3 protein-coding genes are annotated in these 13,908 nt (G+C 75.9%); 1 reads left to right on the top strand and 2 read right to left on the bottom strand.

The window, feature by feature from the left end; genetic code table 11:
• Window positions 1-688 precede the first annotated feature (688 nt).
• Together ACFXGA_RS18110 and ACFXGA_RS18105 are read right to left on the bottom strand one after the other, a co-directional pair.
• Entirely contained in the window at window positions 689-1,207 is a 519-nt protein-coding gene (locus tag ACFXGA_RS18110) for a pyridoxamine 5'-phosphate oxidase family protein (protein WP_378089225.1), read from the bottom strand.
• On the bottom strand, window positions 1,204-1,749 hold the full coding sequence (locus tag ACFXGA_RS18105; RefSeq protein WP_378089223.1) for a flavin reductase family protein: 546 nt from the start codon (window positions 1,747-1,749) through the stop codon (window positions 1,204-1,206). The genes ACFXGA_RS18110 and ACFXGA_RS18105 overlap by 4 nt, the downstream gene beginning before the upstream one ends.
• A gap of 265 nt (window positions 1,750-2,014) precedes the next feature.
• Between ACFXGA_RS18105 and ACFXGA_RS18100 the strand changes: the two genes are divergently transcribed.
• Complete coding sequence (locus ACFXGA_RS18100; protein WP_378089221.1) at window positions 2,015-13,903, top strand: type I polyketide synthase; 11,889 nt, start codon at window positions 2,015-2,017, stop codon at window positions 13,901-13,903.
• The last annotated feature ends 5 nt before the right edge of the window (window positions 13,904-13,908 follow it).

The raw sequence follows: 13,908 nt of genomic DNA, 5'->3' as shown, positions 1-13,908 counted from the left end.
TAACCCCCCCACGTCGGACTTCGAGCTTAGGGTGGTGTCGCGGGGGTTCGGTTTTTTTTTTACCAGCCACCCGGGGCCGGCCCCCCTGGGCCCCCGGGTTCGGGACCGCTGCCGCCGACCAGGGCCGGGACCATCGCGGACCGGGTTCGGGACCGCTGCCGCCGACCGGTCCGCGACCACCGAGGACCGGGTCCGCGACCACTGCGGACCGGATCCGGGACCGCTGCCGCCGACCAGGTCCGTGACACGTGACCGCTGCCGCCGATCGCGGCGGGCAGGCCGCTCGGCGGCCGGTCGACCGCGTGCTCACCGGGCGGCAGCGGCGGGCGAGGCCGGGGCGGTGCCGCGCCCGGTGCTCGTCCCGGTGAGGCGAGGAGGTCCGGCGGCACCGCGCTTCGACACCGGGCGGGAGCGAGCCGGGCCCACGCCCCGCACCTCTTCCGCGGTCGCCACGACGCTGCCGGACGGTGGCGTCGCGGCAACCGCGGACCGGCGTCCGCCCGTGGCCCGGTGACCACGGGACGCGCCCCACAGACCCGGCGCCGCAGGCCCTCCGCACCCCAGCGCGGACGGCCTCCCGCGCCGGCCGCCTGCCGCTCCGCAGGCGCCGTGCGCCGCCCTCACCCTGTACCCCAAGGCAGGAGAGGGCGGCGCATCCGGCGGTCCGGGCACGGCGTGGCGGATGCGCTCAGGGCGACGGGGCGGCGTCGCCCGGCTCGGGCGCGGTCCAGATCCGGCTGGTGAGGTCCCGCCCGTCCACCACCTGCACGCGCCACGGGTCGAGCCGGATCACGGCGAACCCCGGATCCGCCGGCCCTCCGGGCCAGAAGCGGATCGGGTCGTAGCCGACACCGGGCGGGCTGCCCGCCCGGTACACGTCCCAGACCTCCGCGCGGGTCTCCCGGTCCTCGACCCACCGCGCCGTGCAGTCGGCGAACACCGCGTCCTGCGAGCGGTCCCAGTACGAAATGGTGGCGTGCGGGTTGCGCGCCAGGTGCGCCACCTTCACCGGCGTCCGGTTCGCCGCGATCCACCCGACCGGCCGCCCGCCGCGCACCTGCCAGACCGGCAGCAACACCCTGCCCCTCGGCCGGTTGCGCCGGTCGACGGTCGTCATGGTGGCGTAGGCGATTCGCTGCACGTACGACATGAACGCGCCCTGCAGCTCGGCGAACGCGTCGACCCGGGTCGACCCGGGGTCGCTCACCCGGGCACCACGCGGTGGAACAACCCTTGGTAGAACAGCAGGGCGCGGTCGCCGTCACCCGGCTCGCACGACAGCACGCGGCCGAGGAACAGCGAGTGGTCGCCCGCCGCGTGCACGTCCACGACCTCGCACTCCAGCCACGCCAGCGCTCCGGTGAGCAGCGGCGCGCCGGTGCGGCGGCCCGGGGTCCAGTCCACGACGTCGAACTGGGCCGCGCCCAGCGGCCGGGACCGGTCGGCGAAGTAGCGGGCCACCGACTCCTGGTCGGCGCTCATCACGGACACCCCGAACCGGCCGGAGCCGGCCAGCGCCTCGTGCATGACCGCGGTGTGCGCGATGCAGCAGTGCACGAGCGGCGGGTCGAGCGACACCGAGCCGAACGCGTTGGCCGTCATGCCGTGGACGTGCTCGTCGCCCACGGTGATGACCACCACGCCGGTGGCGAAGCGGCCCATGACCGAGCGCAGGTCCGCGGCGGCGACGGGGCCCGGCGGGGCCTGCGCGGCGTCCGCGTGGTCCGTGTCCTTGGGAAAGACGTGCACCTTGTCGGGCATCCTCGTGCTGTCCCCTCGTCTCGGTGTGGTAACCGCGGAGCGCCCACCACTGTCCGCAAAGGACGTCGGCGCAAGCCGGATGCTCCGAACGTAGTCGCGGACCCCTACTCGCCCACCATCGCCGGGTAACGCACCCGTCATGACGTTGTGTTGGACGCGCGATTACCGGGCGCGACAACGCTTGCGGGCAAGAGCACCCGGGAACGTGCCGGAGTTTCTTCGCGCAAGTCGGTCACGAGAGGCGGTCGGCCGCATGGATCACCCCACTGTCAGCCATTCTTCGTCGGAGAACCCCGGTTCGGGGCTGCCGCCGGCGGGCGGTGATCAGGACGCGGTCGCCGTCATCGGCATGGCGGTGAGGTTGCCGAAGGCGGACGGGCCGACCGCGTTCTGGGACCTGCTGCGCGACGGGCGCGACGCGATCACCGACGCCCCGGAGGGCCGATGGGGCCTCGGCGGCGTCAACCGGGGCGGTTTCCTCGACGCGGTAGGGGATTTCGACGCCGGCTTCTTCGGCATCTCGCCGCGCGAGGCCGGCGCGATGGACCCGCAGCAGCGCCTGGTGCTGGAGCTGGCGTGGGAGGCGGTCGAGGACGCCCGGATCGTGCCGGCCGACCTGCGCGGCAGCCGCACGGCGGTGTTCGTCGGCAGCATCCGCGACGACTACGCCTCCCTGCTCTACCAGCACGGCGACACCGCGGTCACGCAGCACACGGTCACCGGCACCCACCGCGGCATCATCGCCAACCGCGTCTCCTACGCCTTCGACCTGCACGGGCCGAGCCTCACGGTGGACGCCGCGCAGTCGTCGTCGTTGGTCGCCGTGCACCTGGCGGCGCAGAGCCTGCGGGACGGCTCGGCCGACCTCGCCCTGGCCGGCGGCGTGAACCTCAACCTGCTCGGCGAGGGCACGGTCAGCCTGGAGCGGTTCGGCGCGCTGTCGCCGGAGGGCCCCCTCTCCACCGCCCCCGCCCGCCCCACGGGATCGGGGCGCGGCGGGGGGGGGGGGGTGGCCTCCCAAACGGGGCTCGACGGGGCGATCGCCGACCACGACCGGATCTACGCGGTGGTGCTCGGCAGCGCGGTCAACAGCGACGGCGCGACCGACGGCCTCACCGTGCCCAGCGAACGCGCGCAGACCGAGGTCATCCGCGCCGCGTTCGCCGACGCGGGCGTGGACCCGGCGCGGGCGCAGTACGTGGAGCTGCACGGCACCGGCACGCCGGTCGGCGACCCGATCGAGGCCCGCGCGCTGGGCGCGGCGGTGGGCGCGCACCGCGACGAGCCGCTGCCGGTCGGGTCGGCCAAGACCAACGTCGGCCACCTGGAGGGCGCGGCGGGCATCGTCGGCTTCGCCAAGGCGGCGCTGAGCATCCGGCACCGGCTGCTGCCCGCGAGCCTGAACTTCGCCACGCCGCACCCCGACATCCCGCTCGACGAGCTGAACCTGCGCGTGCAGACCGACCTGTCGCCGTGGCCGCGCCCGGACGAGCCGCTGATCGCGGGCGTCAGCGCGTGGGGCATGGGCGGCACGAACGCGCACGTCGTGCTCGCCGAAGGACCGCGGCCGCGGACCGAGCCGCCCGCCCCGGCGGCGGACCGGGTGGTGCCGTGGCTGCTGTCCGGCCGCGGCCAGGCCGCGCTCGCGGGCCAGGCGCGGGCGCTGCGCGACCGCCTCGCCGACGAGCGGCCGGTGGACGTGGCGCTCTCGCTGGCCACCACCCGCGCCGCGTTCGAGCACCGCGCGGTCGTCGTCGGCGCCACCCGCGAGGAGCTGGACGCGGGCGTCGAGGCGCTGGCGAGCGGCGGCGCGTCGGCCAACGTCGTGCAGGGCACCGCCGGCGACCCCGGCCGCACCGTGCTGGTGTTCCCCGGCCAGGGCTCGCAGTGGGCGGGCATGGCGGTGGAGCTGCTGGACGCGTCCCCGGTCTTCGCCCGCCACCTGGAGGCGTGCGCCGAGGCGCTGGCCGAGCACACGGACTGGTCGCTGCTGGACGTGCTGCGCGGTGTCGAGGGCGCGCCCGGCCTGGACCGGGTGGACGTGGTGCAGCCCGCGCTGTTCGCGGTCATGGTGTCGCTGGCCCGGCTGTGGCAGCACCACGGCCTGCGGGTGGACGCGGTCATCGGCCACTCGCAGGGCGAGATCGCCGCGGCCCACGTCGCCGGCGCGCTGTCGCTGGCCGACGCGGCACGCGTGGTCGCGTTGCGCAGCAAGGCGATCCTGGCGCTGGCGGGCACCGGCGGCATGGCCGCGGTGTCCGCGCCCGCCGCCCGGGTGGCCGAACGGCTCGCCGAGCACGGCGGCCGGGTCAGCGTCGCCGCGGTGAACGGCCCGACCAACACGATCATCGCGGGCGACCCGCAGGCGCTGGCCGAGATCGTGGCCGGCTACCAGGCGCAGGACGTGCGCGCCTCGGTCATCGCGGTGGACTACGCGTCCCACTCCGCGGACGTGGAGAGCCTGAAGACCGAGCTGCTGGACGTGCTGGCGGCCGTCGCCCCGCAGGCGTCGGAGATCCCGTTCCACTCGACGCTGACCGGCGGGTTGCTCGACACCACCGGGATGGACCACGACTACTGGTTCCGCAACCTGCGCCACCAGGTCCGGTTCCACGAGACCGTGCTCGGGCTGCTGGCGAGCGGTCACCGGACGTTCATCGAGGTGAGCCCGCACCCGGTGCTCACCCACGCGATCTCCGACACCATCGACGCCGAGCAGATCGACGGCGCGGCGGCGTTCGGCACGTTGCGGCGCGACGACGGCGGCCCGCGTCGGCTGCTGCTGGCGCTGGGCGCGGTGCACGCGCACGGCGTCGCGCTGGACTGGGCGTCGCTGCTGGACGGCGCGGACGCGCGGGTGGTGGACCTGCCCACCTACGCGTTCCAGCGCCGCCACCACTGGTTCGCGGGCGGCGACTTCACGCCGAAGACCGCGCCCGGCGCGCGTCCGGTCGAGGAACTCTCCGAGGCCGACGCCGACGACGCGACGAGCGCGTTGCGGGCGCGGCTGGCGGGTCAGCCGGACCGGGAGCGGCTGCGGGTGCTGGAGGACCTGGTCCGCACGCAGGTCGCGCCGGTGCTCGGCTTCGACGGCGCGTCGGCGGTGCAGGGCACCCGCACGTTCAAGGACCTGGGCCTGGACTCCGTCACGTCGGTCGAGTTCCGCAACCGGCTGGCCGTGGCCACCGGGCTGAGGCTGCCCGCCGCGGTGACGTTCGACCAGCCGACGCCGCAGGCGCTGGCGAAGTACCTCGACGCCGAGCTGGCGGGCGCCACCGCCGCCGCGCCGGTGACCACCCGGCCGGTGGCGCTCTCGGACGAGCCGATCGCCGTGGTGGGCATGGCGTGCCGGTTCCCGGGCGGGGTGCGGTCGCCGGAACAGCTGTGGGACCTGGTCCGCGACGGCGTGGACGCGATCTCCGGCTTCCCGGTCAACCGCGGCTGGGACACCGGCTCGCTGTACGACCCGGACCCGGACAAGCCCGGCTCGACCAACGCCCGCTACGGCGGCTTCCTGCACGACGCGGACGAGTTCGACGCCGCGTTCTTCGGCATCAGCCCGCGCGAGGCGACCGCGATGGACCCGCAGCAGCGGTTGCTGCTGGAGGTGGCGTGGGAGGCGTTCGAGCGGGCGGGCATCGACCCGAAGTCGTTGCGCGGCAGCAACGCCGGCGTGTTCGTGGGCGCGATGAGCCAGGACTACGGCCCGCGCCTGCACCAGGGCTCCAACGGCTACGACGGCTTCCTGCTGACGGGCAACCAGGTCAGCGTGGCGTCGGGCCGGGTGGCGTACACGTTCGGCCTGGAGGGTCCCGCGCTGACGATCGACACGGCGTGCTCGTCGTCGTTGGTCGCGGTGCACCTGGCCGCGCAGGCGCTCAACCGGGGCGAGACGTCGATCGCGCTGGCCGGCGGCGTCACGGTCATGTCCACGCCGGGCATCTTCGTGGAGTTCTCGCGGCAGCGGGGGTTGTCGCCGGACGGTCGGTGCAAGGCGTTCTCGGCGGACGCGGACGGCACGGGCTGGTCGGAGGGCGTGGGTCTGCTCGTGCTGGAGCGCTTGTCGGACGCCCGGCGCAACGGACACCCGGTGTTGGCGGTGGTCCGGGGCAGCGCGGTGAACCAGGACGGCGCGTCGAACGGGCTGACCGCACCGAACGGCCCGTCGCAGGAACGCGTGATCCGCCAGGCGCTCGCGAACGCGGGGCTCGCCCCGTCCGATGTGGACGTGGTGGAGGCGCACGGCACCGGCACCACGCTGGGCGACCCGATCGAGGCGCAGGCGTTGCTGGCCACCTACGGCCAGGACCGGGCCGAGCCGCTGCGGTTGGGCAGCCTGAAGTCCAACATCGGGCACACCCAGGCGGCGGCCGGCGTGGCGGGCATCATCAAGACCGTCGAGGCGATCCGGCACGGCGCCGTGCCCCGGACGCTGCACGCCGACGAGCCGACGCCGCACGTCGACTGGACGAGCGGCGCGGTGGCGCTGGCGACGGAGACCGCGCCGTGGCCGGAGGTCGGCCGTCCGCGCCGGGCCGGGGTGTCGTCGTTCGGCATCAGCGGCACCAACGCGCACGTCATCCTCGAACAGGCCCCCGAGGTCCCGGCCCCGGCCGACGACACCCCCTCCGCCGCGCCGGCGACGCCCCTGCCGTGGGTGATCTCCGGTCGCGGCCCCGGCTCGGTGGCCGCGCAGGCCGCCCGGCTGCGCGCGTTCCTGGCGGAGACCTCGCCGGACCCGCTGGACGTCGGCTGGTCGCTGGCGTCCACCCGCGGCGCGCTGGAGCACCGCGCGGTGGTGTGGGGCGAGGACCACGAGGCGTTGGCGGCCGCGCTGGACGCGGTCGCCGAGGGTCGGAGCGGCCCGACCGCCGTGACCGGCGTCGCGGGCTCCATCCGCGCGGCGTTCCTGTTCACCGGGCAGGGCGCGCAGCGGGTCGGGATGGGCCTGGCGCTGGCGGACGCCTTCCCGGCGTACGCGGAGGCGTTCGACGCGGTGTGCGCGGAGCTGGACCCGATGCTGGACCGCCCGTTGCGCGAGGTGATCGCGGACGGGGTGGACCTGGACGAGACCGGCTACACCCAGCCCGCGTTGTTCGCGGTCGAGGTGGCGTTGTTCCGGCTGCTGGAGTCCTGGGGCGTGCGTCCCGACTTCCTGGCCGGGCACTCGATCGGCGAGCTGGCCGCCGCCCACGTCGCGGGCGTGTTCTCGTTGGTCGACGCGGCACGGCTGGTCGCGGCACGCGGCCGGCTGATGCAGGCGTTGCCGCGCACGGGCGTGATGGTGGCGGTCGAGGCCACCGAGGAGGAGGTCCGCGCCGAACTGGTGGACGGTGTGGACATCGCCGGGGTCAACGGGCCCACCGCCGTCGTGATCGCGGGGGAGACCGACGCCGCGCTGGCCGTCGCCGCCACCCTGGCCGCGCGCGGCCGGCGCACCAAGCGGCTGGAGGTCAGCCACGCGTTCCACTCGCCGCTGATCGAGCCGATACTGGAGGAGTTCGCGGCGGTGGCCGAGGGCGTGGTGTACGCCGCGCCGCGCGTGCCGATCGTGTCCACGGTGACCGGCCGGCTCGCCGACGCCGACCTGACCACGCCCGGCTACTGGGTGCGGCAGGCGCGCCAGGCCGTCCGGTTCGCGGACGCGGTGCGCACCCTGGTCGCCGAGGGCGTCACGGCGCTGGTCGAGCTGGGACCCGCCGGCGTGCTGTCGGCGATGGTCCCCGCCATCGTGGCCGAGGACGTCGTCGCCGTGCCGCTGCTGCGCGCCGACCGGGACGAGCCCGGAACGCTGCTCTCGGCCCTGGCCCGCGCGTTCGTCACCGGCGTGGACGTGCGGTGGACCCGGCTCTACGAGGGCACGGGCGCGCGGCGGGTCGAGCTGCCGACGTACGCCTTCCAGCCCAAGCGGTTCTGGCTCGTCGCCCCGACCGGCGGCGACGTCACCGAGGCCGGGCTCGCCGCGGCCGGGCACCCGCTGCTCGGCGCGGCGGTGGACCTCGCGGGCGGCGACCGGCTGGTGCTGACCGGGCGGCTGGCCCTGGGCGCGCACGGGTGGCTCGCCGACCACGCCGTCGAGGGCTCGGTCGTGCTGCCCGGCACCGCCTACCTGGAGCTGGCGCTGTCCGCCGGCGAGCGGGTCGGCGCCGGGCGGGTGGTGGAGCTGACCCTGGCCGCGCCGCTGGTGCTGCCCGACCACGGCGGCGTGCACGTCCAGGTCGTGGTGGACGAGCCGGACGGTTCGGGCCACCGGGCGCTGCGCGTCTACGCCCGGCGCGACGAGGACGGCGCGGAGTGGACCGAGCACGCCGCCGGCGTGCTGGCCGCGGACGACGTGGGCGGGGCCGACGTGGGCGCCTGGCCGCCCGACGCGACCGAGGTCGACCTCACCGACGTCTACCCGCGCCTGACCGGCCACGGCTACGGCTACGGGCCCGCGTTCCAGGGCCTCACGCGGTTGTGGCGCGGTGACGGCGAGCTGTTCGCCGAGGTGGCGCTGCCGGAGGAGCAGCGCGCGGCGGCCGGCGACTACGTGCTGCACCCCGCCCTGCTGGACGCGGCGCTGCACCCCCTGCTCCCCGGCGTCGTCGAGGACGGCTCGGGCACGCTCCTGCCGTTCGCCTGGTCGGGCGTGAGCGTCCGGGCGGCGGGCGCGCGGACCCTGCGCGTGCGGCACCGCGTCACCCGGCGCGACGCGGACACCACCGTGGTGTCGGTCGAGACCACCGACGGCAACGGCACCCCGGTGCTCGCCGCGCAGTCGCTGGTGCTGCGCCCGGTGTCGCGGGAGGCGTTGCGCGAGCCGGGCAAGCTCCTGCGCCTGGACTGGACCGCCGGCCGGGCGGGCGAGCCGGCGCCGTGGGCGGTGGTCGGCGCGGACGGGTTCGAGGACGTGTTCGCGCTGCCCGCCGAGGTGCGGCCGGACCGCACCTACATCGACGTGCCCGACCTGGCGCAGGCGTCGGGCGGCGACGACGTGCCGAACCACGTCGTGGCCCTGCTGCCCGTCCCGGACGGGTCGCCCGCGACGACGGCGCGCCACGCGAGCGGCGCCGCGCTCGACCTGATCCGGGTGTGGTTGGCCGACGACCGGTTGACCGACGCGAAGTTGGTCGTCGTCACCCGCGACCCCGTGCACCACGCGGCCGTGTGGGGCCTGGTGCGGTCCGCCCAGTCCGAGCACCCCGGCCGGTTCGTGCTGGTCGAGCACGACGGCCACGCCGACTCGTGGGCGGCGCTGCCCGGCGCGCTGGGCAGCGGCGAGCCGCAGGTGGCGCTGCGCGAGGGCGCGGTCCTGGTGCCGCGCCTGGTGCGCGCGCCGGCCGGCGACGGCGCGGTGGACTGGTCCGAGGGCACCGTGCTGATCACCGGCGGCACGGGCGCGTTGGGCGCCTCGGTCGCCCGGCACCTCGTGACCGGGCACGGCGCGCGCAGCCTGCTGCTGGTCAGCAGGCGCGGGCCGGACGCGCCCGGCGCGGCGGAGCTGGTCGCCGAGCTGACCGCGGCCGGGGCCGAGGTCGCCGTCCGGGCGCTGGCCGTGGAGGACCGCACCGCGGTGGCGGACCTGCTGGCCGAGCACCCGGTGCGCGCGGTCGTGCACACCGCGGGTGTGGTCGACGACGGCGTCGTCACCTCGCTGGACCGCCGCCGGCTGGACGCCGTGCTCGGCCCCAAGGTCGACGGCGCCTGGCACCTGCACGAGCTGGCCGGCGAGCTGTCCGCGTTCGTCCTGTACTCGTCGGTCGCGGGCACGTTCGGCACGCCCGGCCAGGGCAACTACGCCGCCGGCAACGCGTTCCTCGACGCGCTGGCGCGGCACCGCCGGGCGCACGGGCAGGCCGCCACCTCCATCGCGTGGGGCCTGTGGGAGCAGGACAGCGGCATCACCGGCACGTTGAGCGACACCGACCGGCAACGCCTGGCCCGCAACGGCGTCCGGCCGCTGCCGACGGAGGAGGGCCTGGCCCTGTTCGACGCCGCGACCGCCGCGGCCGAGCCCGTGGTGACGGCCGCCCTGCTCGACCACGCCGCGCTGCGCGAGCAGGGCGAGCACCTGCCCGCCGTTCTGCGCGGGCTGGTCACCGCCGCGCCGACCCGCCGCGCCGCCGCCGACGACGCGACCGCCGACACCGGGTCGCCGTGGGCGGACCGCCTGACCGGCCTCGGCGCGGTCGAGCGCGAGACGGCCGTGCAGGACCTCGTGCGCGCCGCGGTCGCCCAGGTCCTGGGCCACGCCGACGACTCGGGCGTGGACATGTCGGCCGCGTTCAAGGAGCTGGGCTTCGACTCGCTCACGGCGGTCGAGCTGCGCAACCACCTGACCGGCGCGACCGGGCTGCGCCTGCCCAGCACGCTGGTCTTCGACTACCCGTCGCCCGCCGGCGTGGCGGACTACCTGGCCCGCCAGGTGTCGCCGCGCTCGGCGGCGGTCGAGCAGACCACCGCCGCCGTCGCCACCGAGGAGGACCTGATCGCGGTGGTGGGCATGGCGTGCCGGTTCCCCGGCGGCGTGCGGTCGCCGGAAGACCTCTGGGCGCTGGTGCGCGACGAGGTGGACGCGGTCGGCGAGTTCCCCACGGACCGCGGCTGGGACATCGCGGCGCTGTTCGACCCGGACCCGGACCGGGCGGGCAAGACCTACACCAAGAACGGCGGCTTCCTGCACGACGCCTACGACTTCGAACCCGAGTTCTTCGGCATGTCGCCGCGCGAGGCGCTGGCCACCGACCCGCAGCAGCGGTTGCTGCTGGAGGTGGCGTGGGAGGCGTTCGAGCGGGCGGGCATCGACCCGAAGTCGTTGCGCGGCAGCAACACCGGGGTCTTCGCCGGGGTGATGTACACCGACTACACCGAGCAGTCCGGCCAGCTGCCCGCCGAGCTGGAGGGCTACCTGGCCAGCGGCACCGCGGGCAGCGTGGCGTCGGGCCGGGTGGCGTACACGTTCGGCCTGGAGGGTCCCGCGCTGACGATCGACACGGCGTGCTCATCGTCGCTGGTCGCGGTGCACCTGGCCGGGCAGGCGCTGCGGTCCGGCGAGGCCGACCTGGCGCTGGCCGGCGGCGTGACGGTCATGTCCACGCCCAACCCGTTCATCGAGTTCTCGCGGCAGCGGGGGTTGTCGCCGGACGGTCGGTGCAAGGCGTTCTCGGCGGACGCGGACGGCACGGGCTGGTCGGAGGGCGTCGGGCTGCTGGTGCTGGAGCGGTTGTCGGACGCGCGGCGCAACGGTCACCCGGTGCTCGCGATCGTGCGGGGCAGCGCGGTGAACCAGGACGGCGCGTCGAACGGGCTGACCGCGCCGAACGGCCCGTCGCAGGAACGCGTGATCCGCCAGGCCCTCGGCAAGGCCGGGCTGTCGCCCGCGGACGTCGACGTGGTGGAGGCGCACGGCACGGGCACGGCGCTCGGCGACCCGATCGAGGCGCAGGCGTTGCTGGCCACCTACGGCCAGGACCGCGAGCGCCCGCTGTGGCTGGGCAGCCTCAAGTCCAACATCGGGCACACCCAGGCGGCGGCCGGCGTGGCGGGCATCATCAAGACCGTCCAGGCCATGCGCCACGGGGTGATGCCGAAGACGCTCCACGTCACCGAGCCGTCGTTGCACGTCTACTGGGACGCCGGTGCGGTGTCGCTGCTGACCGAGTCCACGCCGTGGCCCGAGGTGGGTCGCCCGCGCCGGGCCGGGGTGTCGTCGTTCGGCATCAGCGGCACCAACGCGCACGTCATCATCGAGCAGGCGCCGGACGAGGCCGCGCCGGAGGCGCCCGCGGCGCGGCCGGTCGTGCCGTGGCTGCTGTCGGCCAAGACGCCGGCGGGCCTCAAGGCCCAGGCCGACGCCATCGGCGCGTTCCTGGCCGACCGGCCGGACGTGGCGCCGGTCGACGTGGCGTACACCCTGCTCACCCGGCGGACCACGCTGGAGCGGCACACCGTGCTCGTCGGCTCCGACCCGGCGGACTTCGCCGACCGGCTGGCCGCGGTCGACCCGGTGCGCGCCGGCCACACGGCGGTGGGCGGCCGGCTCGGCTTCCTGTTCACCGGGCAGGGCGCGCAGCGGGTCGGGATGGGCCTGGCCCTGGCGGACGAGTTCCCCGCGTACGCGGAGGCGTTCGACGCGGTGTGCGCCGAGCTGGACCCGATGCTGGACCGCCCGCTGCGCGACGTGATCGCGGACGGGGTGGACCTGGACGAGACCGGCTACACGCAACCGGCGCTGTTCGCCGTCGAGGTGGCGTTGTTCCGGCTGCTGGAGTCCTGGGGCGTCCGACCGGACTTCCTGGCCGGGCACTCGATCGGCGAGCTGGCCGCCGCCCACGTCGCGGGCGTGTTCTCGCTCTCCGACGCGGCACGGCTGGTGGCCGCGCGCGGCCGGCTGATGCAGGCGTTGCCGCGCACGGGCGTGATGGTGGCGGTGGAGGCCACCGAGGAAGAGGTCCGCGCCGAGCTGGACCCGTTCGTCGGCGTGGTGGACGTCGCCGCGGTCAACGGACCGCGCGCGGTGGTCCTCTCCGGTGACGAGAAGGCCACGCTCCTGGCCGCCGAGCAGTGGGAGAACCAGGGGCGGCGCACCCGCCGGCTCACCGTGAGCCACGCGTTCCACTCGCCCGCGATGGAGCCCATGCTCGGCGAGTTCGCGGACGTCGCGGCCACCGTCGACTACCGCGCGCCGCGCATCCCGATCGTCTCCACGGTCACCGGCGCGGTCGCCGAGGACCTGACCACGCCGGGCTACTGGGTCCGCCAGCTGCGCGGCACGGTCCGGTTCGCGCAGGCCGTCACCACGCTGGCCGCCCAGGGCGTGGCCACGTTCCTGGAGGTCGGCCCGGACGGCGTGCTCACCGCGATGGCCGACGCCGTGCTGGACGGGCTGCCCGACAACCGGGACCGGGCCGTGTTCACGTCGGTGCGCCGGGACCGGCCGGAGCCGGAGACCCTGGTGGCGAGCCTCGCGGGCCTGCACACCCGGGGCGTCGCGGTGGACTGGCGGGCGTTCTTCGCCGGCACCGGCGCGCGGGCGGTGGACCTGCCGACCTACGCGTTCCAGCGGCAGCGGTACGCGCTGGTGGTCGACAGCTCCGCCACCGCCCGGACCGGGGCCTCCTGGCAGCCGGTCGAGGTGCCCGAGGCGCCGGCGCAGCCGCGGGTCGCCGTGCTCGACGTGGGCCACGGCGTGGCCGACCTGCCCGGCGCGGAGGTGGTCGACCGGGTGGAAGCGCTCGCCGGACGGGAGTTCGACGTCGTCCTGCTGCCGCTGGCCGTGCACGTCACCCCCGCGGCCGAGGAGGGCGTCGACAGCCGCTACGACCGGACCCGCGAGACGCTGGACCTGATCCGCGACTGGGCGCACGGCGACGCGAAGCTGGTCGTCACGACCACCTCGGCGGCACCCGCGCGGCCGTCCGACTCGGCCACCGAGGGCACCCGGCTCGCCTGGAGCCTCCTGCAGGCCGCCCAGGGGCAGAACCCCGAGCGGGTCGTGCTGGTCGACTTCGACACCGAACGCGCGGACGTCGGGGTGGCCGCCGCCGCGGCCGCCGCGGGGCTCCGGCTGGCCGCCGTGCGCGACGGCTCGGTCCTGACCCCGCCGCGCCAGGACGCGCCGGCCGCCGCCGAGCAGCCCGACCGCTCGGCGCTGCGGGCGGAGCTGGCCGCGACCCCGGCCGCCGGGCGGCGTCCCGCGGTGCTGGCCGCGGTCCGCGCCGAGGTGGCCGCGGTGCTGCAACGCGACGACGCGTCGGGCATCGAGGAGGACCGCGCGTTCCAGGCGCTCGGGTTCGACTCGCTGACCGCCGTGGACCTGCGCAACCGGCTCGGCGCGGTGGTGGGCGAGCAGCTCTCGGCGACCGTGGTGTTCGACCACCCGACGCTGGGCGCGCTCACCGACCACCTGCTCGGCCTCCTGGTCGCGTCCGCGGAGGCGCCCCTGCACGCCGAGCTGGACCGCCTGGAGGCGTTGCTGGCGACCGTGCCGCGCGACGGCGACGCCGACGACGTCGCGAACCGGTTGCGCACGATGCTCGCCCGCTGGACCGAGACGTCCGCCGCACCCGACGCGCCGGACGCCGAGGACCGGCTCACGGAGGCGTCCGCGGACGAGCTGTTCGCCTTCATCGACGACGAGCTCGGCCGCACCGCTGACTGACCGGC

This window comes from Actinosynnema sp. NPDC059335 (assembly GCF_042752395.1).
In the GTDB taxonomy this organism is placed as follows: Bacteria; Actinomycetota; Actinomycetes; order Mycobacteriales; family Pseudonocardiaceae; genus Actinosynnema.
The sequence above is the reverse complement of the archived record's forward strand: the minus strand, read 5'-3'. Positions and strand labels throughout refer to the sequence as shown.

What these genes read in the sequence shown, in the direction of transcription:
- ACFXGA_RS18100 (WP_378089221.1), top strand. Translation starts at nt 2,015, where the DNA reads ATGGATCACCCCACTGTCAGCCATTCTTCGTCGGAGAACCCCGGTTCG.